Source organism: Vreelandella sp. F11 (genome assembly GCF_042466685.1).
GTDB lineage: Bacteria > Pseudomonadota > Gammaproteobacteria > Pseudomonadales > Halomonadaceae > Vreelandella.
This window is the reverse complement of the sequence record NZ_CP170448.1, coordinates 4,183,112-4,204,125: the sequence shown is the minus strand read 5'-3', so window position 1 is coordinate 4,204,125 and position 21,014 is coordinate 4,183,112. Positions and strand designations below refer to the sequence as shown.

Sequence of the window (21,014 nt, the reverse complement as noted above, 5' to 3'; positions counted from 1 at the left end):
ACAGGATTCGTTTTAACGCGTTTAGTTTTAGCATGAAAGTCGACCATGGTCGTGAACGCTTATTCCACAGGTCGAGCACGCTGGATGATCGCCGCGCAATCCAGCCCGGTAGGCAGCGTGCCTGTATTGAGGCCACTGCGGTCGGTAAGACGACCAGCGCAGAATGCATCGGCTACATAAGCGGGGGCGTGCTGAACCAGCAGGGCGCCTTGTAGCGCTAGAGCCATACCGTCCGCCAACTGGCGGGCGCGGTACTGGAGCGCTTGGGTATCCTGTATCTGCCGCTGTAATTGGAGGATAAAGCGGTCAAGATGCCCATTGACGCCCTGCGCTTTGGCAAGCTCGGCGAAGTAGGCGTCGAGCACTTCGGGCTGTTTTTCAATCGCGCGCAGGATATCCAAACACTGCACATTTCCGCTGCCTTCCCAAATGGCGTTGATGGGCGACTCGCGAAACAGGCGCGCCATTATGTGGGTCTCCATGACGCCGCTTCCGCCAATCACCTCCATTGCTTCGTAAGCGTGGTGGGTCGTGCGCTTACAGATCCAGTACTTGCCGACGGGGGTGGCAATTCGCGAAAGTAGGCGCTCATGCTCGTTGTCCTGATGATCCATGGCTCGGGCCATGCGCAGCATTAAGGTGGTGGCGGCTTCGCTCTCAATGGCCAGGTCAGCGAGCACGTTTTGCATCAGTGGCTGTTCGCTTAAGCGCGCCCCGAAGGCATGGCGATGAGAGGCGTGGTGGATCGCCTGGGCGATGGCCTGGCGCATTCCGGCAGCTGAGCCAATCATGCAGTCATAGCGGGTCATGGCGACCATCTCGATGATGGTGCGCACACCGCGGCCTTCATCGCCTACCATCCAGGCAAAGGCGCCCCGAAGCTCCGTCTCGCTAGAGGCATTCGATACGTTGCCCATTTTGCGCTTTAGCTGCTGGATGTGGAGTGGATTCTTGCTGCCATCGGGCCGCCAGCGAGGCAGCAAAAAACAGCTCAAGCCGCCGGGTGCCTGGGCGAGCACCAGAAAGGCGTCGCACATGGGGGCAGAGACAAACCACTTATGCCCCACCAGCTCGTAGGTTTCTCCGGGCCCACCCTGGCCTATCGGGTAAGCGCGGGTGGTGTTCAGGCGCACATCGGAGCCGCCCTGTTTTTCGGTCATTGCCATGCCGAGAGTGAGACCCTGTTTCTCGAAATAGGGCACGTTGCGCGAATCGTAATGTGGCGCGGTGATTTTATCACCCCAGCTTTCAAGTAGGCTGGGCTGATGGCGAAGGGCGGGCAGGGCAGCAAAGGTCATGGTGATTGGGCAGCCATGACCGGCTTCTACCTGGGTCTGTAAAAAGTAGTTGGCGGCACGATTAACATGCGCACCGGGTTGAGGGTTTCGCCAGGGGCTGGCGTGTAGACCATGCTCTATCGCCGTTTGCATAAGCCGATGATAGGCGGGATGGAACTCAATCAAATCGACCCGATAGCCTTGCCGGTCGTGGGTCACTAGCAGGGGGGAGTAACGGTTGGCCTCAACCCCCAAGGCAATCGCCTCGGCGGAGCCCGCCCACTGGCCAAATGTCTTGAGCGAGGCATCGTCGTCAGACCCGCTTTCCCGTTTAACGCCTTCCTGAAGCGCGCGATCAGTTGTGTAGCTGTTGTAGTTTCCAAGTGTCGGCGGCTGGTTTTCCACTTGGTGGGTGCTAGCTTGAAGTTGATCAGCCAATGGGTAGTAGTGGGTCATGATAAGCACCTGGCGCGTAACGACGGTAATGGTGATTATTTAAGGGCTCTTATATTTCGGAGTGTTTAAGTGAGCGTAGTTGTTTGATGGGAAAGTCGCTAAACACTGGGAGCGAAGTGGTTAGCGATGTGACCTGCTTTGCTCAGTCAGCGTATTTAACCGACAATGTCGCTCATCCTTCTCAGTCTTGGGTACTATCAATGCAAGCAAACGCGATGCAGGCAAATGGCTTTTTTGACGAAATTGGCGAAACTATCGGCGAAGCGATCCGCGTGGTGGTGGAGTTTCTGTTAGGCATTTTCACCAACTTCTTCGGTGCGTTCGGCGATTTCATTGATGGCCTGACGCGTTCGCTGGGGATCAACGATTCCTTTTTCAGCATTGCCGTCTTAGTGATCGGGCTGCTGATCCTGTGGGGCGGTTTGCGCGCGTTTCTGCGCGGCTCGCTGCTAGGCGGTATTGTGCGTACCGTGTTGGGGCTGTTTATTCTTTCCTGGTTGATGATGTAGAGAAGTCTCTTTAGCTCAGAGTAAACTCTCCTGAGTCAGTTTCATCAGGAGCATGACAGATTGTCATTTGCTTATTTGGTGCATTTTGGCATCATTTGCACTCATTTTGTGCAAAGCGAGTGCAATGAAAACTTATCTTGGCAAGATGCGGGGGCAGCCAGTTAAGCGTGCCTGGGTAGGCTGGCAGGATGCTTTTTGGTCATGGCTCGGGGCCTTTACCGGTATGGCGGTCATTTGCTGGTTAAGCTCGGCGTGGCTGTCACAACAACTGCTGATCGTAGGCTCCTTCGGCGCAACCTCAGTGCTCATCTATGCGGCACCTGAAAGTCCTTTTGCTCAGCCCAGCCATGTACTGTTTGGCAGCGTGCTCTCCGCGGGTATTGGCGTTGCTTGCTACCAACTACTGGGGGCGACACCGCTCTCAATGGCCCTGGCCGTCTCGCTGTCGGTACTGGGTATGCAGCTAACCCATACGGTTCACCCACCGGGCGCCGCAGCGGCGCTGATTGCGGTAGGTGGAGGTGCCAGCGTTCATCAACTGGGGTGGTGGTATCCTCTTTTGCCAATCGGCGCGGGTAGTGTAGTGATGCTGGTCATCGCCATATTGGTCAATAACCTTGCCCGTCACCGCCGCTATCCACGCTACTGGTAATGTTAAAATTGGCTCAACTGCTTTTCCAGGGCAAAGATATGGGCATCTTTGGCGCCTAGCTCCCGCAGCGCCACGGCCAGATTGACCAGGTAGTCGCGGTTGGGGCCGCTGGGTCCATGGGCATTGGCAATTTGCTGGGCGATTTCATCAAGCGGTGCGTCGCCCAAAAAGGCCGGATTGTCTTCACTGGCCAGATAAATAAGCCCTTCACTCTGTTCGGTTCCGCTGCTCTTCTCAGCAACAGACGTCTTCTCATCAACGAACGTCAGCGCTACTTTTTCTCGCAAATAGCCGTTCTTCTCACGCACATCCAGCGGGGCGAGCACTTCCGGAGTGATGCGGTAGGCCATACCGTGGCAAATCGAACCCTCGGCGCGAACCAGCGTCGCTACCCGCCCAGGCGCTTCAGGGGTGCCACGGTGGTCGTGGGAGCCCTGCCAAAACCGCCGCTCCCAGCCGTGTATATACGCCGGGCGACGCTCTAAGTAGGCAAAATCCGCCTTCCAAATCAGCGAGCCGTAGCCAAATAGCCAAATAGCGGCATGGCCCTCAAAGAAGTTTCTTTGCTGGTTAAGAGCAGTGGTATCAAGCATGGTTATCAAGCAACATATCGTCATCAAATAGCATCGTGGGCTACACCCGTTGTAAAGCAGCCATCTTACCATGCCACTGGTGATTACTGACCCGACAGCTCACTCAACCCAATTAGTAGAGGCAAGCATGCGCGCGATATTTCTGGTGGATAACGGCTCGTTACGAGCGCAGGCGACGCTGAACTTACGTCGCGTGGCGGCTGCGCTTAGCAAGCTTATCGGTGAAACCGTGCAGGCGGCTTCGCTGCTGCACTCCAATAAGATTCCGGCCGACGAGATCGATGGTATCCCTGCCACTACCCTTGGCCCCGCCGCTGAACGCAGCGCCGAGCAGGGGGCAACGGAGATCATTATCCTGCCGTTCTTTTTCGGGCCAAGCAAAGCACTCACGGGTTACTTGCCTGAACGCATGGCGACCATGCAGGAGCGTTTTCCCCACGTTAAGGTGCGTGTCGCCCAGCCCTTGGTGGATGAATTCGGGAGTAATGACCTGCGATTAGCCCATCTGCTGGCCGACAACGTGCGCGACAAGCTTCGACCAGGTGCTAAACCCCACGTAGCGTTGGTAGATCACGGCAGCCCCATCCCTGAAGTCACCGCCGTACGTAACCGCCTAGCGGGGCAACTTAGCGTGCTGCTTGGCGATGACGTTGCCTGTGTTGCCGCTGCCTCCATGGAGCGCCGCGAGGGCGAGGAGTACCGCTTTAACGAGCCACTGCTGGAAAACTTGCTGGCGCTGCCGGAGTTCAAGACAGGCCCGGTTATCTTGGCGATGCTGTTTCTTTCGCCGGGGCGCCACGCCGGGGAGGGCGGCGATATTGCGGAAATATGCGCCGCCGCTGAAAAACAGGATCCAGGGCTTTCCGTTACCACGACCCAACTGGTGGGGGAGCACCAAGGCGTCGTCGATATTTTACACTCGCGATTTCGCCAAGCGATTGATGATGAACGCTTTCTACTCGATATCCCGGCAATCAGTTGATGTGACTAAAGTCTGATGGGTGAATACCCGTTCAATAGCGCGTAGAATCGCGAGCCTTTCTATTTACTGTAAAGCTGTCGTTACAGATATGCTAACCGGGGCTCTTTTTTTGTGATCGCAACCGCCAATATCACCATGCAGTTTGGGGCCAAGCCCCTGTTTGAAAATGTCTCCGTTAAATTCAATAACGGCAACCGCTACGGCCTGATCGGTGCGAACGGCTGCGGCAAATCCACCTTTATGAAAATTCTTGGTGGCGATCTGGAGCCCTCTTCCGGTCAGGTGATGCTGGATAGCAATACCCGGCTGGGTAAGCTACGTCAGGATCAGTTTGCGTTTGAAAACGAGCGTGTTATCGATACCGTGATCATGGGCAATGTAGAGCTGTGGTCGGTGGCTGCCGAGCGCGAACGCATTTACTCCCTGGCCGAGATGAGCGAAGAGGATGGCATGGCCGTCGCCGATCTTGAAGTCCGCTTTGCAGAGCTGGATGGCTACACCGCTGAGTCCCGCGCGGGTGAGTTATTGCTGGGCCTGGGGATTCCCATTGAGCAACACACCGGCCCAATGAGCGAAGTCTCACCGGGTTGGAAGCTACGGGTGCTGCTGGCTCAGGCGCTGTTCTCAGACCCGGACGTGCTGCTACTGGATGAGCCTACCAACCACCTGGATATCAACACTATCCGCTGGCTGGAAGATATTCTTAAAGCGCGCAGCAGCACCATGATCATCATCTCCCACGACCGTCACTTCCTGAACAGCGTCTGCACCCATATGGCGGATCTGGATTACGGTGAAATTACCCTGTTCCCGGGTAACTACGATGATTACATGACCGCCGCCACTGCGGTTCGTGAGCGCCAGCACTCGGACAACGCCAAGAAAAAGGCCCAGATTGCCGAGCTGCAGCAGTTCGTAAGCCGCTTTTCTGCCAACGCCTCGAAGGCCAAGCAGGCCACGTCTCGGGCGCGTCAAATCGATAAAATCAAGCTGGAAGACATCAAGCCTTCCAGTCGGGTAAGCCCTTTTATCCGTTTTGATCAAGCCAAGAAAATCCACCGCAACGCCGTTAACGTGGATGGCATTACCAAGAGCTATGAGGGCGACAAGCCGCTGTTCGAGCGCCTCTCCATGACCGTAGAAGCCGGCGAGCGGATTGCCATTATCGGCCCCAACGGCATTGGTAAAACCACGTTGCTGAAAACCCTGGCGGGCGAGCTGCACCCGGATGCTGGCGAAGTGAAGTGGACCGAAGCCGCCGAGGTGGGTGTTTTTGCACAAGATCACAGCGATGATTTTGCCGTCGATGCCACACTATTTGAGTGGATGTCGGCATGGACGCAGGGGGGCGAGCAAGTAGTTCGCGGTGCTCTGGGGCGGATGCTGTTCTCCAGCGATGATATTGGCAAATCGGTGAAGGTAATTTCCGGTGGCGAGCAGGGGCGCATGTTGTTCGGTAAGTTAATCCTCACTCAGCCCAACGTAATGCTGATGGATGAACCGACGAACCACCTGGATATGGAGTCTATCGAGGCGCTGAATCTGGCCCTGGAGAACTACCCCGGCACGCTGCTGTTTGTGAGCCATGACCGCGAGTTCGTTTCATCGCTAGCCACGCGTATTATTGATATGCAGCCCGATGGCATTGTCGATTTTAGCGGCAGCTACGATGACTACCTGCGCAGCCAGGGGGTGGTGTAAGTCTATAGGTACAAGAAATACCGCTAAGGCTACTCACCAATGATCTGGGCGTAGGTTTCTTCGGTTGCCGCTTTATGCTCGGTATCCAGTACATTGGCATTGAATAGCGCCGCCGCTTCCTTGGCGAGTTCAACAAAAACAACCATTTGCTGGTTTCGGCGTTTACGTAAAGGAGGCTTGACGATGAGGCTGATCCCTTTGATCATTTCGCTGCCGCGCTCATCTCTGAAGAGATCCGGCAGCTCGCCCGGTAAAAAGGCATTGGCAATAGTAATGGGGTTAGCGGGCTGCTGCCCGTTGATTAAGAAGACTTTTTTGAGCGGCTCATAATGAGCGTCTTTCTCACGTAACCACTCGCTGAGTTGCTTATCAGAACGCTCACTGGGCTGATCAAAAATAATAAAGAGTGAGTGCTGTTTCACACTGCTCGTGCGCTTGGCCGAGGTGTATGGCTCGGGCTGTTCTGGAGGGCTATTCGCTTGAGTCGGTGCTGGGTTAGCGGCTCTCTCTTTCGCTGCGCGCCGTCGGCGCCGCCAGGGCACAATGACATAAATAAATATCGCCGTTGCCATTGCGCCCAATACCAGCGATATGAAGGCGAGTACTATTATAGTGGTGGTGCGATCCATACTCTCATAACCCTTTGTTTTTAATCAGCGCTCAGGCTTTATTTAGCCGCAAAATAGTGGCGTTGAGGGCTAGCGCAAGTGCTACCCAGAGCCAGTAGGGCACCATAAGCCACGCGGCTAGGGTGTTTACCTGGAAAAACAGTGCGATGGCAATCGTAATTAATGCCAGCAACGCCATGATATCTACCAGCGCTGCGACAATTTGCTTGCGCCCAAAGAACAGCCATGACCACATGGCATTGACCATAAGCTGCAGTGCGTAAGCCACTAAGCTTGCCGAGCGCCATGCTGAGTCATCCGCCATATAGATACGCCATGCGGCGATAGCCATCAATAGATACAGTATGCCCCAAGCGATAGGAAAAGCGATATTCGGAGGAGTCCAACTTGGCTTACTGAGTTCGCGGTACCAACCATCAGGTCGAAAGCGCGCACCGGTCATGGCGGCAGCGCCGACGAGCAGTAGAGACACCAGCAGCGCTAACAGCGAACCAAGCATTCATCACCTGTGTGTTCAAACGAAAGAATCAATAGCCTAGCAGCATTTTTACTGTAAGCAGATATAAAAAAAGCATCACTTAAGTGATGCTTTTCCAACGTAAGGGAGTCGCAGCAATAATAGTGTGCTGTTTAACTCATACGGTCATAGCCATTATCCATAAACGGATAATCGGTGTAGCCTTTCTCGTCGCCGCCGTAGAAGGTTTCGTGGTTGGGCTCGGTGAGCGGGGCGTTCACACGGAAGCGCTCGGGTAAATCAGGGTTAGCGATATACGGACGGCCAAAAGCAACGGCGTCGGCAGTGTTATCACCGATACGCGCTTCTGCAAGCGTGGCATCGTAGTTCCCGCAGTAGATCAGGCTGCCGCTGAAGCGCTCACGCATCTGCTCACGGAAACCGTCAGGGAAGGTGATATCGCCACCGGCCCAGTTGGGCTCGTTCAGGTGCAGATAGGCAAGACCGCGCTTTGAAAGCTGCTCGGCCATGTAGAACGCCATGGCTTCCGGCTCGTCGTCGGTCAAACCGAACAGCTCGATGAACGGTGTCATGCGGATGCCAACCCGGTCAGCGCCATAGACGTCAATCACGGCGTCGACGACTTCCAGCGGGAAGCGAGCACGGTTTTCCAGCGAACCGCCGTACTGGTCGGTACGCTTATTGGTGCCAGTCGCCAGGAACTGGTTAAGCAGGTAAGCGTTCGCCGCGTGGACTTCGACCATATCGAAACCAGCGCGCTTGGCGCGAATGGCCGCCTGGCGGTAATCTTCGACAATGCCGGGGATCTCGTCAGTTTCCAGTGCACGTGGCGTGCTGGTAGGGTGCTGACCTGCGGTGCCGTCTTCAAACTCGACGAAACACTGGGCACCTTCGCCTTTCAGCGCACTCGGCGCAACGGGCTGTTGGCCATCAGGTTGAACCATTTCGTGGGAAACACGCCCAACGTGCCACAGTTGCAAGGCAATACGGCCACCCTTTGCGTGTACCGCGTTAACGACGCCTTTCCAGCCAGCTTCCTGCGCATCCGTCCAAATACCGGGTGTATACACATAGCCACGGGCGGTGGGGGAGATGTTGGTGGCTTCGCTAATGATTAGCCCCGCTCCTGCGCGCTGGCCGTAGTAAGCTTCCTGCATCTTGCCCGGCACACTATCTGGCGTACGCGAACGGGTCAGCGGCGCCATAATGACGCGGTTAGGGATTGATAGGCTGCCCAGTTGGAGGGGAGTAAATAGTGTTTCGAAAGCCATCAATTAAGCTCCTTTTGAATGCTTCGATGAAATAGTACGCACCAGAATAGACCAGTTTACTAGTTAGTGCCAGCCAGATATTTTTAAACGTATTTATGCGCTAGATAACCTTTTATGTGGCATCCAAACTCGCGATCTCTCTGGTACTCTTGCTGCTTATTACCCAGGATGTTGTTGATAGCATGTTAAAAAACGCCCCTCAGCGCCGCCCTTATCAGGTGGCGGAAACCATTAAATGCTGGATCGTGGATAGGCACCTGAAGCCGGGTGACCGGCTACCTAGCGAGTCGGAGCTGATGGAGACCCTGCAGGTGTCGAAAGGGACAGTGCGCGAGAGTACCCGAGTACTGGAAGCCCAGGGGTTGGTCGAAACCCGCACAGGGCCCGGAGGCGGCGCATTCGTTCGTGAGATGAGTGAGGCCAAAGCGGTATCGCTACTAAGCAATTACCTGTTTTTCAAAGAGATATCAATCAAGGATATCTACCAGATACGCTTGGCGTTAGAGCCTGAATTGGCCGCTTCGTTAGCCGGTAAAGTGGCTGCCAGTGATATGGTGCGTTTACGTGAAAGCCTGCATAGTTACGCAGACCCTGCGGACGATAGTGAGACTGAGCGTCAGCAACACCTTGATTCGCTGCATTTCCACCTAATGCTCGCTGAACTGGCCGGTGGCAATCAACTGCTGACATTTATTATCCGCTTCACCATCCAGGTGCTCTCAGATCTGACGATTTATCACCGTCTCTATGAGCCAGTTACCCACGATTTAGGACAGACTGGCTGTCGTTATCATGCAGAAATTTTGGATGCCATTGAGCTTGGCGATGCCGAAAGTGCCTATAACATCATGCGCGAGCATATGCTCGATGCCCAACAAGTGATGAATCAGCAGGAGGCTCAGGTACGCCGAGGCTTTTTACCTGAGCCACTAGCGTAACGGGCTGAGGGCGGAAAACGCTATGGACGTGGCAGCTGCTGTAAAAATGCCATGATCACTCGCGTCGCGACTTCGCCGTCTTCGGCGGTAATAGCTTCGTCTGGGTGGTGGCTAAGCCCATCTTTACAGCGTACAAACAGCATGCCGATATCGGTTAATGCCTGCATCGCTAAGCCATCATGCCCAGCGCCGCTAAACATTCGCTCTGCCGGTTGGCCAACCTGGGTGCAGGCCTTTTCGAGGGCTGTCATCATCCAGTCGGCACAGGCCACCGCATCGGCGCTGTAGGTGTTTTCAATATTAATGGTTAATCCCCGGTGTTTCGCCACTGTCTCCAACGCTGCTGTTACGGCTTCCCTTCCATATTGGCGAGTAGCCGACTCTGGAGAGCGTAACTCTACCGTGAACGTTACCTGGGCGGGGATCACATTGACCGCGTTGGGATGGACATCGAGCCTGCCCACCACGCCGACCAACTCATCGGTATTCTGCAGTACGCTATCGATGGCAAGCACCATTTCCGCCGCGCCGACTAGCGCGTCATGACGTATGCCCATCGGTGTAGTGCCTGCGTGTCCGGCCTTGCCGCTTAGCGTGATTTGGTGGCGTTCAATGCCTGTTAAAGCCGTAACGATCCCCACGGCATGATCGCGCTGTTCCAGGATTGGCCCTTGTTCAATATGTACTTCTAAAAATCCCAAGGTGTTGGCAGGGTCGCGGGCGGTAGCGGGGATATCCTCAGGTGTGCAACCGAAGGCTATTAATGCCTCTCGCAGAGAGATTCCCTCGGCATCCTGGGCTTCCAGTTGGTCAGGTGTCACGCTCCCAGCCAGCGCTTTACTGCCGACCAGCGTGGTAGGGAAGCGAACGCCCTCTTCGTCGCCAAACGCGACCACTTCTATCCCGAAGGGCAGCGTCACGCCTTCGCGTTTAAGTGCCTCCAAGGCCAATAGCGGTAGGGCCACGCCCAGCATGCCATCATATTTGCCCCCTTCTATCACTGAATCTTGATGAGACCCCATAATGAAGGTTTTCTCACCTGCTTGAGCTTTGGGGCAGCGACCCACAAGATTGCCAGCGGCATCCAGTTGGGGAGTAAGCCCAGCGTGTTCCATCCAGCGACTGATTAACGGCAGTACCTGACGATGCGCCTGGGAGCAGAACAGTCGCGTGACGCCGGGGCCTGGCTCAGAGTATTGGGCAGCTTCGTCCAGGCGGTCAATTAATGCCCTCCCCAGCTCGCCTTGGTTATAAGCAGTGTGAGCAACCGTGTTGGTCATAAACTCTCCAATAGGTGCTGGCAGAGGGGCCAGCAAAAGAGTAGAAATGCTTTTAGCGCAGCGGCAGTTGACGCCAAAAGGCTTGAAAGTTCTCGGCCATAAACTCATCGACTAACGCCCGCAATGCGCCGACGACGTCTTCCGACCAGTCGACGCGCAAATCGATGGGGGCTTGCTGAAACGACTCGATACGCAGTGCGGCTGAGCGTACACCGCGTTTATCGCCACCCGCTGATAGAGCAGCATCAAGAGCATCAATCAGATGCGTAAGCAGATGTTGGTCGTGATGAATAGGGAAGCGGGGCGACTCGTCGCGCTGAATGGCAGCGCTGCTATTAGTGGCGCTAAGGCGTAAAAAATGCTCTGCAAAAATCCTCACGACCTCGGTGCTCTGCAGCATATTCCCAGCGGCAGCGACGCTAGGGAAGCAGGTTTCAGCCACTTCCGGCACATTCTCTGCACCTGAGTGTGCTGATGTGCGGCCCTGAGAATCCATCACCAAACATTGGCGGAACCCTGAGTCGCTATCCTCGCTAACGGCGGCGCGAAGCGCCTGCCGGGCGCGGGCGCCCTTGGCAAGTGCTTCATATATCCGAGCTGGGTACCACGGGTTGGTAAAGCGCCCTTGGGTGACGCATGCCCCAGTGCCTCGCCAGCAGTGATGCACATAGCCTCCCACCGCCACTCCGCCTGTAGCGGTGATGGCCGCGACGGTGCCTGTGGCAGGATTGCAATGAACGAGAGAAAGCGTCATCGAGGTTTCCTCTATTGTTCAGTAACCCACCAAGTGGCCAATCACCAATCCTACCCAGGCTAATACATACACCAACGCCATAAAGGGCATAATCGCCTTCAACCACTGGGCGTATGAGACGCGACCCAGCGCCAGCATGGCAAGTGTGCCGCCAGACGTGGGAACAATCAGGTTCGTTAAGCCGTCGCCAACTTGGAATGCAGTGATCATCAGTTGACGGCTCATTCCCACAAGATCCGCCACGGGAATCAGAATGGGCATTGTCACCAGTGCCTGACCGGAACCGGAAGGTATGAAGAGGTTGATAATACCCTGCACCACACTGGCCATAATTGCGGAAAATATTGACGGAATGCCGTCGATCATGGCGCTCAGCGAGTTAACGATGGTGTCGATAATCACTGCTTGCTCAAGGATGACCTGAATTGAGGCTGCCACCCCGATCACCAGCGCGCCTGCGGTTACACTGGCAGCACCCTCCATCATCTGTTTAACAATACCGTTCGCCGATAGGCCGTTTAAGGCGCCAATGATGATTGCCAGGAGCAGGAAAGTGCCCGCAATTTCATTGATATACCAACCGCGAGTGAACACGCCAATGAGCATAGCGACCAGGCCGCCCACAAAGACGACCATGGTGAGAATGTTGCGTTTGGAAAGATGGTATTCGTTAAGCGGTTTGCTCAACGCTTCCGCATTATCCGGCTCTTCAAACTCCATTTTGACGACGCGTTTGCAGATATACAGCGAGAGCAGTGCCAGTGACGAAAGCACCAGCAACGTACGCAGCCAAGCGCCAGAGAAGGTCGGCAGTTCCGCGATCCCTTGCGCAACCCCCACGGTATAGGGATTGATGGGCGAGAGTGCAAAACCGATCCCAATACCACCAACGGCCATAGCGGTACCCACCAAACTGGAGCAGCCAATGGCGCTGGCGATGAGTACCGCAATGGGGACTAATGCAATGTTGTTTTCAAACCCGACGGCGACACCAAAAAAGCCGTAGATAAAGGTGCCGACGACGATAATCACGTTACGCCGCTCAACGCCAACACGATTAACCGCTACGCCGATCGCGTTCTCTAACGCGCCGGTCTTTTGCAGAATATGAAACAGACCACCGGCGATAAAGACGATAAATAGATACTGCGAGGCGGAGATAAGCCCTTCAGGAATCGCCACAAAAATATTGAAGAGTGGGATGTTGGCAACGTCTTCCAAGTAGGCAAAAGAGCCCGGCACCACCACCGTTCGGCCATCTTGGGTAACTCGTTCAAATTCACCAGCGGGGATAATGAAGGTCAGAAAATAGGTAGCAACCAGAATAATAAAGATTAGTACCATGGGGTCGGGAACCGCCTGATACCACTTTTTACGCGAGCCAGAGGCTGCCGCGGTTTGTTGTTCAGCCATGAGGATACCCTTTCTTGTGATGTGTCTCAGCGTTGACGCTCGTTGGCGCCTCACCTTGAATTTATCATGATAAATAGCAGGGTCAAGCAAGGCTGAATTTTCAAACGGCAGGAACGCGCCGATTAGACCGATTTGGAGGCCTTAATCGCACGCTTGTTTGTGGAAAAGGGAATTAATGTCGTTGCCAAGGCCAACGCCGCTTGGCGGGAGTGTCGATCTGCTGCAGTGCGCTTGAAAGTGGCAGCATAATGGCACCCAGTTGGCGATAGCAGACTGCACTGCTGAGTACGCCTGGGCACTGTTTGAGTAGCAGCTCGCACTGCTGGGAGGCGATATAGAGCTGTTCGGTGACGGCTGGGGCAAACAGCGGCTTGGACTGTTGGCAGCAGCGAGTAAGCTCCCGCGATAGCATGGAAAGCATGCTGGTATCGAGCCAGCAGGGCAGCGGGTCTTCCAGGCGGCCAGCAATAGAGTGCTGAACCGCTTCAAAAGAGGTGCGCAAAAATATCAACGTTTGGCGAAGTTGGCGCTGCTCACTGGTCATAGTACTTACCTTTACCTCAAGTGATCGTCACCTCATATAGATGAGAGAGCTAAAAATAGTGTTTCTCATTTGCATCTGTGATGACGATAGCGCTACTCCATCGAGCTGTCAATACTGTGACTATAAGGCGCAAGATCCTATGAGCGCGCCTCAAACAGCTGCCAGTCGTTATTGGTCAGCGGTTTGGCTCCGCTTTCAGTCACTACCACAGTGTCGCTTATGCCAACGCCCCACTGGCCGGGCACACGTAGGCAGAGCGGCAGGTGAAACACCATATTGGCTTCGAAGGTGCGGTTCTGACCTTTGGCGATAAAGCCGGTGCCCTCCACCCAGCTAGGTGGAAACTGCGCGCCCACGGCGTAGCCAAATACACCGGAGAAGAAATACTGGTCGCGCTGGGGGGCGAGTAGTGAATCAGCCGCCTGGGCAGCGGCATCAAAGGTGTTGCCAGGCCGCATGGCGTCGCACAGCGCTTCAAAAATTGAGCGGCACAGATCCCGGGTGGCGGAGAGCGCTGGGCTTGGTACGCCTGTCACCGCGGTGCGCATCATGGGGGCTGTATAGCGTTGATAAGCAGCGCCAAACTCTAAAAAGACCGGCTCATTAGCCTGAATGACACGCCGTTTATGGTTGACGTGAATCACGCCAATGCGGTGGCCGCTGGTCACAATGGGCTGCAGGCTCATAAACTCGCTGCCATTTTCGAGCAACGCTTTGGCACCTGCGGCGGCAATGTCGTTATCCGTCATGCCGGGGCGAATGCTCTGTATGGCGATCTCTAAACCTAGGGCGGTTATGCGCGCGCTCTCTTGTAACATCTCCAGTTCAGCAGGGCTTTTAATAATTTTGATGGCATCGACTAACGCACCTGCCTCGCTAAAACGTTCACGGCCAATGGTTTGCATCAGCGCATCAATGACGCCAAAGCGTAGCCCGCTGCTCCAACCATCAATACCGATTTTTTGACAGGGAGTAAGTAGATCTGCCAATGGGGTAATGATTTCATCGAGGTTTTCCCAGCGATAGCCGATGATCTCATCAACCTGAGCGGTAACGACTGCCGCACCGGTTTCAATCGAGGCGACTTGAAGTACTAACCGCTCTTGAGTGCAGACCAGACAGGCGTGCACCGAGACTTCAAAGGTGTGATAGCCGGTGAGGTAATTGATATCGGCGGGGTCGGTGAGAAGCAGCGCATCGAACGCTTGTTGTTCCATGTCATGGCGCACTTTATCCAGGCGCGCCTGATATTCGACGGCGGGAAAGGGCAGTTCACTCTGGGCGAGCGTTTCCGCAAGGGCTTTGCGGTAGTGATGATAATCCATAGCGGCCTCCATTGATGGCTATGGACAGTATAGGCATCTGCCGGAAGCTCGCTTTGCTCTTCCTCAACGCTAACGAGTGAGTAGGAAGACCCCTTGTAGTAAGTAGAAGACCCCAATACCGGTGACGATCCAACGTGTCCAGGTGCGGAAGTTGGCATCGGTGAGACGGTGTAAAATGCGGTTGCCGGTGTGGGTACCAAAGATCGCAAACGGCGCCGCTAGCAGCACAATGCCCCACTCTCCGGCATTAAGCGCCATGGCGGCACCCAGGTAGAAGATGATCTTAATGCTGTGCGCCACCACCTGAATCATCGCCTTGGTGGCGACTACCTGACGTCGATCCATGCGAGAGCGCACAAAGAAAATATCGATCAATGGCCCGGAAACCCCCGCCGCTATTGTCAAACCGCCGGAGGCGATCCCACAGCACAGCGCGTGGCTGGCGCGGTTGGCGTCCAGATGAAACCAGCGCTTGGGTATCCACACCAGAATCGGCATTAGGCCAATCAAAATCGATACGCTGGCGGCATTAGGGCTGTAGTTAAACAGCAGCAGTAAGCCCGCGGCACTCAGTACGCCAAGCGTCATAAAAGCGACAATACGCCAGACAATAAAGCGCCGCGATAGCCACGCTCGTGATCCATTCGCGGTGAGTTGGATAACGCCGTGCACCGCCATGGCCGTGCCTGCGGGAAAGATCAGCAGCAGAAACCACAGCAGTACCAAACCGCCCGCCATGCCAAACACACCCGACAGCATCGAGGTGAAAAACACCACGCTCACAAAAGCAATGCCTATCCATAGGCTCATACTGTTCTTCCTTGCTCTTTTTTACTCTTTCTTAACGACGGCAAAACGGCCAGACCTGATAAAACTTGCGGCACTGAAACTCCGCTTCGCAGCTGTTGAGCTGGGCTTGGTAGCGATTAGCGCGAGCGGCTACTTGTCTCCCTGCGCTTAATACGTGGGACTTACCGCGATAAGTTCCACGTTGGTAGCCGCCCGCGCCTTCATGATAGGCGTAGTAGAGATGCTCAGGATTGGTTAGCGATATGCCCGCCTGCTGCTGGGAGCGGCGGTTGTACCAACCAATAAAATCCGTGGCGTGCTTCATATGGGTACGCCGGGCAAACAGGCTGCCCGCTTGATCCTCATACTCTTCCCAAACCGGGTCTTGGGCCTGGGCGTAGCCTTTAGCAGAAGAGGGGCGGGGGCCGGGGATAAAGCCTAGATAGTACTTGCGATCAGGACGGATATGACTGCGAAACGATGACTCCTGTTGAATAAACGCCATCTGGGTGGCGATCGGTGTGCCCCACTTTTCCTGCGACTCCCGGGCGTAGTCGTACCAACTAGGCTGCTCGCGGAAGATCTCGCAGATATTGCTTTGATCCTGGGGTGGGTTGGGCGCAAAGGTGGCACAACCCGAGAGCAGGAGCACAAGACTTAATGAGGCCCAGAGGCGCAGCCTAGCGAAAGCAGCCGAAGAGGGGGCGATGAAATTATCAACAGGGTGATGCATAAAAGTCCTTGTGTATAAACCATTCAAAGCTTGTGGATAAGGTGTTGAGAAACACTTCCTACCTTACCTGTGCGCTATTAATAACGCCTAGCGCAGCAGTGCTTCCAGGCTGCGACGCAGGCGCTGTGCTTCACGCACCAGCGTTTCCCCTGATAGCATGCCGACGCCCATTACTAAGCCGACGCGCGGATCGGTTGGTGCACACACTGGGCTTAATGGACGCACAATTAAATGCTCTTTCAGCAGTGACTGAGCGATTCCCACATCGTTAACGCCCGGTTCAAACTCGACGCAAAGGCTGATGGCGCTGCTGGGCGGTGAAACGCTGCGCACTAGCGGTAATGAGCGAAGCTGATCATGTAGCACCTGTTGGCGCCCCAGGTAGTCGCGCTGAATGCGTCGACACCAGACGTCCAGATCACCATCAAAAATAAACTGTGCCAGCACCGCCTGATCCAGCATGCGTCCTTCGCGGAAGAGTTCACTGCGCAGGCGGTTCATTGGCCCCGCTAAATGGTGCGGCACGACTAAGTAGCCTAAGCGCAGGCCTGGAAACATCATCTTGGAAAAAGAGCCCACCAGCAAGTGGCGCTCCGAGTGCGGATAGAAGAGCAGGTTAGAATGGTCGTCGCGGTTAAACTCGTAATCATCTTCGACAATATATGCGGGCGCTAAGGCATCGCATAAGCGCTGTTTATCCGCCGCGCGGGTAGGCACGCTGAGCGGGTAGTGGTGCGAGCCGGTCAGGTAGGCCAATTGCACCGAGGTAGAAACAGGTGGAAGGCGGTGTCCCTGTCCTGGCAGCCACGCCACCGGTTCGATTTCCAAACCAGCGGCGGTAAAGACATTGCGCGCCCCCCAGTAGCAGGGCGACTCCATAGCCACGGTATCGCCAACATCAGCCAGCGCCACGGCGCATAGCTCAATGCCGTTATGGGTACCGTCGGTGATGATGATCTGCTCCGTGTCGCAGCTAATATTGCGCCAGCGCGCCAAAAAATCGCGGATGGCGCGCTTTAACGGCCCGTAGCCACCGGTGGAGTAGGAGAGCAGCAGGGCGTTCTGCGGCACCGTCACACTGGCGTAGAGCTGCCGCCATTTTCGCATCGGGAACTGGGCGATATCAGGAATACCGGGCACGAAGGCGCCGCTTTGAACTGCGCTAGCGCCAGGGCCATCCAGTACCCGCTGGGCACGTTGAGAGAGCTGCGCATTGCCACGCAGGGGAGAGTTTGGTGTCACGGGGCGGCTCGTCCAGGTGCCTTGGCCGTGTGCGGTTTTAAGCAGTGCCTCTTCGAGTAGCGTATGAATTGCCAGTGCCAGGGTTTGACGGGCAACGCCCAAGGCATCCGCCAACTGCCGGTGAGAGGGCAGCCGCAGTCCGGAAGGCCACTGCTGGGTGATGGCCTGGCGCAATGCTTGCTCTATACGCACCTGCTTACTCAACCGTTCCGGCTGGAGTGCATAAAGTTGTACAAGTTGGTGCACGACCTCCTTGCGATCCATCTGGACACCCCTTAATCCCGCTTAACCCTCTAACCGCGGGCACTTAGACGAAAGCCGTATGAAAATAATGCACCCTTTCGGTGCGTATAAAAAGTGGTCTAGTTAAACACAAAAGTGGTGCATTCGTGTTTTCTCTCTCGCCTGCTAGCTTGTGGCTATCCTGTGTTTAGCAACACCGTTTAAAACGCGCCTGCTTGAAGCGAGACGGCTAAAACAGGATCAGGATACTGCGCCCCTGAGCGCCTACGACAACATCCAATAACTCGCAGGACATTTCAAATGACCACACCCTCATCAGAACAGGAAGGGCTCGTCCGGGTATTGGCCCGTGGCGATGTACTAGCGCTGGCTTTCGGCGCGATGATCGGCTGGGGCTGGATTGTACTCACCGGAACCGCCATTCAATCCGCAGGCAGTCTAGGCGCCATTATAGCCTTTATTATCGGCGGCTTAGCGATTGTCTTGGTCGGGCTCACCTATGCAGAGCTTGCCGCTGCAATGCCCAAAGTGGGTGGCGAGCACGTTTACAGCTACCGTGCTTTAGGCCACTTGCCCTCTTTTTTGTGCACTTGGGCGATTATTTTGGGCTACTTAAGCGTAGTGGCCTTTGAAGCCGTCGCCCTGCCCACGGTGATTGAACACCTGGCACCCAACTACGCCGTTGGCCACCTCTGGACGATTGCCGGTTGGGAAGTGAAAGCCACCTGGGTCGCGGTAGGCGTCGGCGGTTCGCTGGTCATGATGATCATCAACTACTTCGGCGTGACCACCGCGGCGTTGCTGCAAAAAGTGGTTACCGGGTTAATTCTGCTGGTGGGGGTGATGTTTGTCACCGGTTCGCTGTTTGAAGGCGAAACCATCAATATGATGCCGCTGTTCACTCAAGCCGATAGCGGCGTGTTCGCAGGCATAGTGGCGGTACTGGTAATGGTGCCGTTCCTGTTTGTGGGCTTTGACGTTATTCCCCAGGCGGCGGAAGAGATCAACCTGCCCTACAAAGCCATCGGCAAGGTACTGATGATGTCGGTGATCCTGGCGGTGGTGTGGTACGCGCTGATCATTCTGGCCACCAGCCTGGCGTTGAATAGCGATGAGCTGGCGGCAAGCTCGCTTAGCGTGCCGGACGCCATGGGCAGCCTGTTTAATGCCGAGTGGGCCAGCAACTTAATGGTCATGGCGGGTATTGCGGGGATCATTACTAGCTGGAACGCCTTCTATATTGGCGGCTCCCGGGCAATCTATGCCCTGGCCAAAGCAGGCATGCTGCCTGCGCCGTTCGCCAAGCTGCACCCTCGCTACAGAACCCCGACCAATGCCATCTTTATGATGGGCTTTCTCTCCTGCTTGGCACCCTTCTTTGGCCGCCCGGCGCTGGTATGGATCGTTAATGCGGGGGGCTTAGGCATCGTGTTGGCCTACCTGTTTGTCGCCATCTCCTTTGTCGTGCTGCGGGTGCGTGAGCCGGATATGCCCCGCCCATTCAAAGTGAATAACGGCAAGCTGTGCGGCATCCTTGCGATCATCCTCTCTTTCGGTATGGCGTGCCTCTACCTGCCCGGTAGCCCGGCGGCGCTGAGCGTCGCGGAGTGGACTATTTTTGCCGGTTGGGCGGCGCTGGGCATCGTGCTGTACCTGCATGCGTTGCGCACTTACGGGCGCGAATATAGCGACCGTCACATGAAAGTGGATCTGTAAGCCTCTTAACACGTTACCCAGGAGCAATGTATGAGCTTTATTGAACAGTGGTTGCACGATGGCGTCGCGGGCCTGATTGGCGATGAGTGGCGCGCAGGGAAACAGACATTTGCGGTCGATAATCCCGCCACCGGCGAAACGATTGCCCGCGTAGCCGATATGGACGGGGATGATGCCCGTGATGCGGTGGCCGCCGCTTATAATGCTGGTGCCGCTTGGCGCGCTACGCCGGTGAAGCAACGCTCAGCGCTGCTGCGCCGTTGGTTTGAACTGATCATTGAGCACGCCGATGACCTGGCCCGCCTGATGACCTTGGAGCAGGGCAAGCCGCTGGCGGAAGCCAAGGGTGAAGTGATCTACGGCGCCTCGTTTATCGAGTTCTTCGCTGAAGAAGCCAAGCGCATGGCGGGTGAAACCCTGCCCAGCCACGGTGCCGACAAGCGCCTGCTAGTGCTGCGCGAGCCGGTGGGTGTGGTGGCGGCAATTACCCCCTGGAACTTCCCTCTGGCGATGATTACCCGTAAGTGCGCCCCGGCCTTGGCCGCGGGCTGCACCGTGGTGATCAAGCCCGCTGAAGCGACGCCGCTCACCGCGCTGGCGGCCGCTTACCTTGCACTGGAGGCAGGCCTGCCTGCGGGCACCATCAACGTGATTACCGCTTCAAAACCGGCAGCGGTAGGTGAGGTACTCACCACCGATCCACGGGTGCGCAAAGTGTCGTTTACCGGCTCAACGCCGGTGGGCAAACACCTGCTGGCCCAGTGTGCCAGCACTGTGAAGAAAACCGCCATGGAACTGGGCGGCAACGCGCCGTTTATCGTCTTTGATGACGCCGATGTGGATGCCGCCGTTGATGGCGCCATTGCCTCCAAATTCCGCAACGCCGGACAAACCTGCGTCTGCACCAACCGCTTCCTGGTGCAGGATGGCATTTACGACGCGTTCGTCAGCAAGCTGACCGAGCGAGTGAACGCGCTAAAAGTAGGCGATGGCCTAGCGGAAGGCAGCATCATCGGCCCGCTGATCAACCAAGCAGCGGTGGATAAAGTGCAGCGCCATGTGGAAGACGCGGTAAACCAAGGCGCACGGCTACTGTGCGGTGGTAAGCCCCACGCTGCGGGTGAGCGCTTCTTCACCCCCACGGTGCTGGCGGATGTCACTACCAAGATGGCGGTGGCCGACGAAGAGACCTTCGGCCCGGTGGCGCCGGTGTTCCGCTTCTATCGCGATGAAGAAGCCATCCAGATGGCTAACGATACGCCCTTTGGTTTGGCAGCCTACTTCTACGCCACCGACTACCGCCGGATCTGGCACACCATGGAGCAGTTGGAGTACGGCATGGTCGGCGTGAATGAAGGGCTGATCTCCACCGAGCTTGCGCCGTTTGGCGGCGTGAAAGAGTCCGGGCTGGGCCGCGAAGGCTCTCACCACGGTCTTGATGAATTTACTGAACTGAAATACGTCTGCGTTGGCGGCTTATAAAGAGAGC

20 protein-coding genes are annotated in these 21,014 nt (G+C 55.9%); 7 read left to right on the top strand and 13 right to left on the bottom strand.

Annotation, left to right across the window (positions count from 1 at the left end):
- Nucleotides 1-59 precede the first annotated feature (59 nt).
- Nucleotides 60-1,733: an isovaleryl-CoA dehydrogenase gene (locus tag ACFIOZ_RS19240; protein ID WP_386080510.1), complete on the bottom strand. Its 1,674-nt coding sequence runs from the start codon at nt 1,731-1,733 to the stop codon at nt 60-62.
- A gap of 215 nt (nt 1,734-1,948) precedes the next feature.
- On the opposite strand from ACFIOZ_RS19240, the gene ACFIOZ_RS19235 reads away from it, so the two are divergent.
- Entirely contained in the window at nt 1,949-2,242 is a 294-nt protein-coding gene (locus ACFIOZ_RS19235; protein WP_386084139.1) for a hypothetical protein, read from the top strand.
- A gap of 124 nt (nt 2,243-2,366) precedes the next feature.
- A complete protein-coding gene (locus ACFIOZ_RS19230) occupies nt 2,367-2,894 on the top strand; it encodes an HPP family protein (RefSeq protein ID WP_226246779.1) in 528 nt (175 codons plus the stop codon).
- Nucleotides 2,895-2,896: 2 nt separating this feature from the next.
- On the opposite strand, the gene ACFIOZ_RS19225 is transcribed toward ACFIOZ_RS19230, so the two are convergent.
- Complete coding sequence (locus ACFIOZ_RS19225; RefSeq protein WP_386080508.1) at nt 2,897-3,487, bottom strand: gamma-glutamylcyclotransferase; 591 nt, start codon at nt 3,485-3,487, stop codon at nt 2,897-2,899.
- Nucleotides 3,488-3,614: 127 nt separating this feature from the next.
- Here ACFIOZ_RS19225 and ACFIOZ_RS19220 point away from each other — a divergent pair, with 127 nt between their 5' ends.
- Both ACFIOZ_RS19220 and ACFIOZ_RS19215 read left to right on the top strand, forming a co-directional pair.
- Nucleotides 3,615-4,469, top strand: coding sequence for a sirohydrochlorin chelatase (locus tag ACFIOZ_RS19220; protein WP_386080506.1), 855 nt, complete (start codon nt 3,615-3,617; stop codon nt 4,467-4,469).
- 111 nt (nt 4,470-4,580) lie between these two features.
- A complete protein-coding gene (locus tag ACFIOZ_RS19215) occupies nt 4,581-6,170 on the top strand; it encodes an ABC-F family ATPase (protein ID WP_386080504.1) in 1,590 nt (529 codons plus the stop codon).
- Between the two features lie 29 nt (nt 6,171-6,199).
- Here ACFIOZ_RS19215 and ACFIOZ_RS19210 read toward each other — a convergent pair whose 3' ends face one another.
- The 3 genes from ACFIOZ_RS19210 to ACFIOZ_RS19200 all read right to left on the bottom strand — a co-directional run bounded on the left by ACFIOZ_RS19210 (nt 6,200) and on the right by ACFIOZ_RS19200 (nt 8,548).
- Nucleotides 6,200-6,799 carry a cell division protein ZipA C-terminal FtsZ-binding domain-containing protein gene (locus ACFIOZ_RS19210; protein WP_226246782.1) on the bottom strand — a complete coding sequence of 200 codons (600 nt, stop codon included), beginning with the start codon at nt 6,797-6,799 and terminating at the stop codon, nt 6,200-6,202.
- A 31-nt stretch (nt 6,800-6,830) separates the two neighbouring features.
- Nucleotides 6,831-7,298, bottom strand: coding sequence for a TspO/MBR family protein (locus ACFIOZ_RS19205; protein ID WP_386080502.1), 468 nt, complete (start codon nt 7,296-7,298; stop codon nt 6,831-6,833).
- A 131-nt stretch (nt 7,299-7,429) separates the two neighbouring features.
- Entirely contained in the window at nt 7,430-8,548 is a 1,119-nt protein-coding gene (locus tag ACFIOZ_RS19200; RefSeq protein WP_386080501.1) for an alkene reductase, read from the bottom strand.
- Nucleotides 8,549-8,730: 182 nt separating this feature from the next.
- On the opposite strand from ACFIOZ_RS19200, the gene ACFIOZ_RS19195 reads away from it, so the two are divergent.
- Complete coding sequence (locus ACFIOZ_RS19195) at nt 8,731-9,486, top strand: FadR/GntR family transcriptional regulator (RefSeq protein WP_027957091.1); 756 nt, start codon at nt 8,731-8,733, stop codon at nt 9,484-9,486.
- A gap of 20 nt (nt 9,487-9,506) precedes the next feature.
- On the opposite strand, the gene ACFIOZ_RS19190 is transcribed toward ACFIOZ_RS19195, so the two are convergent.
- The 8 genes from ACFIOZ_RS19190 to ACFIOZ_RS19155 all read right to left on the bottom strand — a co-directional run bounded on the left by ACFIOZ_RS19190 (nt 9,507) and on the right by ACFIOZ_RS19155 (nt 17,830).
- Nucleotides 9,507-10,766: an allantoate amidohydrolase gene (locus ACFIOZ_RS19190; RefSeq protein WP_386080500.1), complete on the bottom strand. Its 1,260-nt coding sequence runs from the start codon at nt 10,764-10,766 to the stop codon at nt 9,507-9,509.
- A gap of 52 nt (nt 10,767-10,818) precedes the next feature.
- Nucleotides 10,819-11,520 carry a DUF1028 domain-containing protein gene (locus tag ACFIOZ_RS19185; protein ID WP_386080499.1) on the bottom strand — a complete coding sequence of 234 codons (702 nt, stop codon included), beginning with the start codon at nt 11,518-11,520 and terminating at the stop codon, nt 10,819-10,821.
- Nucleotides 11,521-11,538: 18 nt separating this feature from the next.
- A complete protein-coding gene (locus tag ACFIOZ_RS19180) occupies nt 11,539-12,933 on the bottom strand; it encodes a YfcC family protein (protein ID WP_226246787.1) in 1,395 nt (464 codons plus the stop codon).
- A 172-nt stretch (nt 12,934-13,105) separates the two neighbouring features.
- Nucleotides 13,106-13,477, bottom strand: coding sequence for a hypothetical protein (locus ACFIOZ_RS19175; RefSeq protein WP_386080498.1), 372 nt, complete (start codon nt 13,475-13,477; stop codon nt 13,106-13,108).
- A gap of 137 nt (nt 13,478-13,614) precedes the next feature.
- Nucleotides 13,615-14,802, bottom strand: a complete 1,188-nt coding sequence (locus ACFIOZ_RS19170) for a M24 family metallopeptidase (RefSeq protein ID WP_386080497.1) — start codon at nt 14,800-14,802, stop codon at nt 13,615-13,617.
- A 69-nt stretch (nt 14,803-14,871) separates the two neighbouring features.
- Nucleotides 14,872-15,612: a TSUP family transporter gene (locus ACFIOZ_RS19165; protein ID WP_386080495.1), complete on the bottom strand. Its 741-nt coding sequence runs from the start codon at nt 15,610-15,612 to the stop codon at nt 14,872-14,874.
- A gap of 31 nt (nt 15,613-15,643) precedes the next feature.
- Complete coding sequence (locus ACFIOZ_RS19160) at nt 15,644-16,324, bottom strand: lysozyme-like domain containing protein (protein ID WP_386080493.1); 681 nt, start codon at nt 16,322-16,324, stop codon at nt 15,644-15,646.
- Nucleotides 16,325-16,411: 87 nt separating this feature from the next.
- Nucleotides 16,412-17,830, bottom strand: a complete 1,419-nt coding sequence (locus ACFIOZ_RS19155) for a PLP-dependent aminotransferase family protein (RefSeq protein ID WP_226246798.1) — start codon at nt 17,828-17,830, stop codon at nt 16,412-16,414.
- 279 nt (nt 17,831-18,109) lie between these two features.
- Here ACFIOZ_RS19155 and ACFIOZ_RS19150 point away from each other — a divergent pair, with 279 nt between their 5' ends.
- Nucleotides 18,110-19,525, top strand: coding sequence for an APC family permease (locus tag ACFIOZ_RS19150; protein WP_159177453.1), 1,416 nt, complete (start codon nt 18,110-18,112; stop codon nt 19,523-19,525).
- 30 nt (nt 19,526-19,555) lie between these two features.
- Nucleotides 19,556-21,007, top strand: a complete 1,452-nt coding sequence (locus ACFIOZ_RS19145; protein WP_386080491.1) for an NAD-dependent succinate-semialdehyde dehydrogenase — start codon at nt 19,556-19,558, stop codon at nt 21,005-21,007.
- Nucleotides 21,008-21,014: the final 7 nt, after the last annotated feature.

Coding starts and splice junctions, on each gene's coding strand:
- ACFIOZ_RS19240 (WP_386080510.1), bottom strand. CDS start 1,733: ATGACCCACTACTACCCATTGGCTGATCAACTTCAAGCTAGCACCCAC.
- ACFIOZ_RS19235 (WP_386084139.1), top strand. CDS start 1,949: ATGCAGGCAAATGGCTTTTTTGACGAAATTGGCGAAACTATCGGCGAA.
- ACFIOZ_RS19230 (WP_226246779.1), top strand. CDS start 2,367: ATGAAAACTTATCTTGGCAAGATGCGGGGGCAGCCAGTTAAGCGTGCC.
- ACFIOZ_RS19225 (WP_386080508.1), bottom strand. CDS start 3,487: ATGCTTGATACCACTGCTCTTAACCAGCAAAGAAACTTCTTTGAGGGC.
- ACFIOZ_RS19220 (WP_386080506.1), top strand. CDS start 3,615: ATGCGCGCGATATTTCTGGTGGATAACGGCTCGTTACGAGCGCAGGCG.
- ACFIOZ_RS19210 (WP_226246782.1), bottom strand. CDS start 6,799: ATGGATCGCACCACCACTATAATAGTACTCGCCTTCATATCGCTGGTA.
- ACFIOZ_RS19205 (WP_386080502.1), bottom strand. CDS start 7,298: ATGCTTGGTTCGCTGTTAGCGCTGCTGGTGTCTCTACTGCTCGTCGGC.
- ACFIOZ_RS19200 (WP_386080501.1), bottom strand. CDS start 8,548: ATGGCTTTCGAAACACTATTTACTCCCCTCCAACTGGGCAGCCTATCA.
- ACFIOZ_RS19195 (WP_027957091.1), top strand. CDS start 8,731: ATGTTAAAAAACGCCCCTCAGCGCCGCCCTTATCAGGTGGCGGAAACC.
- ACFIOZ_RS19190 (WP_386080500.1), bottom strand. CDS start 10,766: ATGACCAACACGGTTGCTCACACTGCTTATAACCAAGGCGAGCTGGGG.
- ACFIOZ_RS19185 (WP_386080499.1), bottom strand. CDS start 11,520: ATGACGCTTTCTCTCGTTCATTGCAATCCTGCCACAGGCACCGTCGCG.
- ACFIOZ_RS19180 (WP_226246787.1), bottom strand. CDS start 12,933: ATGGCTGAACAACAAACCGCGGCAGCCTCTGGCTCGCGTAAAAAGTGG.
- ACFIOZ_RS19175 (WP_386080498.1), bottom strand. CDS start 13,477: ATGACCAGTGAGCAGCGCCAACTTCGCCAAACGTTGATATTTTTGCGC.
- ACFIOZ_RS19170 (WP_386080497.1), bottom strand. CDS start 14,802: ATGGATTATCATCACTACCGCAAAGCCCTTGCGGAAACGCTCGCCCAG.
- ACFIOZ_RS19165 (WP_386080495.1), bottom strand. CDS start 15,612: ATGAGCCTATGGATAGGCATTGCTTTTGTGAGCGTGGTGTTTTTCACC.
- ACFIOZ_RS19160 (WP_386080493.1), bottom strand. CDS start 16,324: ATGCATCACCCTGTTGATAATTTCATCGCCCCCTCTTCGGCTGCTTTC.
- ACFIOZ_RS19155 (WP_226246798.1), bottom strand. CDS start 17,830: ATGGATCGCAAGGAGGTCGTGCACCAACTTGTACAACTTTATGCACTC.
- ACFIOZ_RS19150 (WP_159177453.1), top strand. CDS start 18,110: ATGACCACACCCTCATCAGAACAGGAAGGGCTCGTCCGGGTATTGGCC.
- ACFIOZ_RS19145 (WP_386080491.1), top strand. CDS start 19,556: ATGAGCTTTATTGAACAGTGGTTGCACGATGGCGTCGCGGGCCTGATT.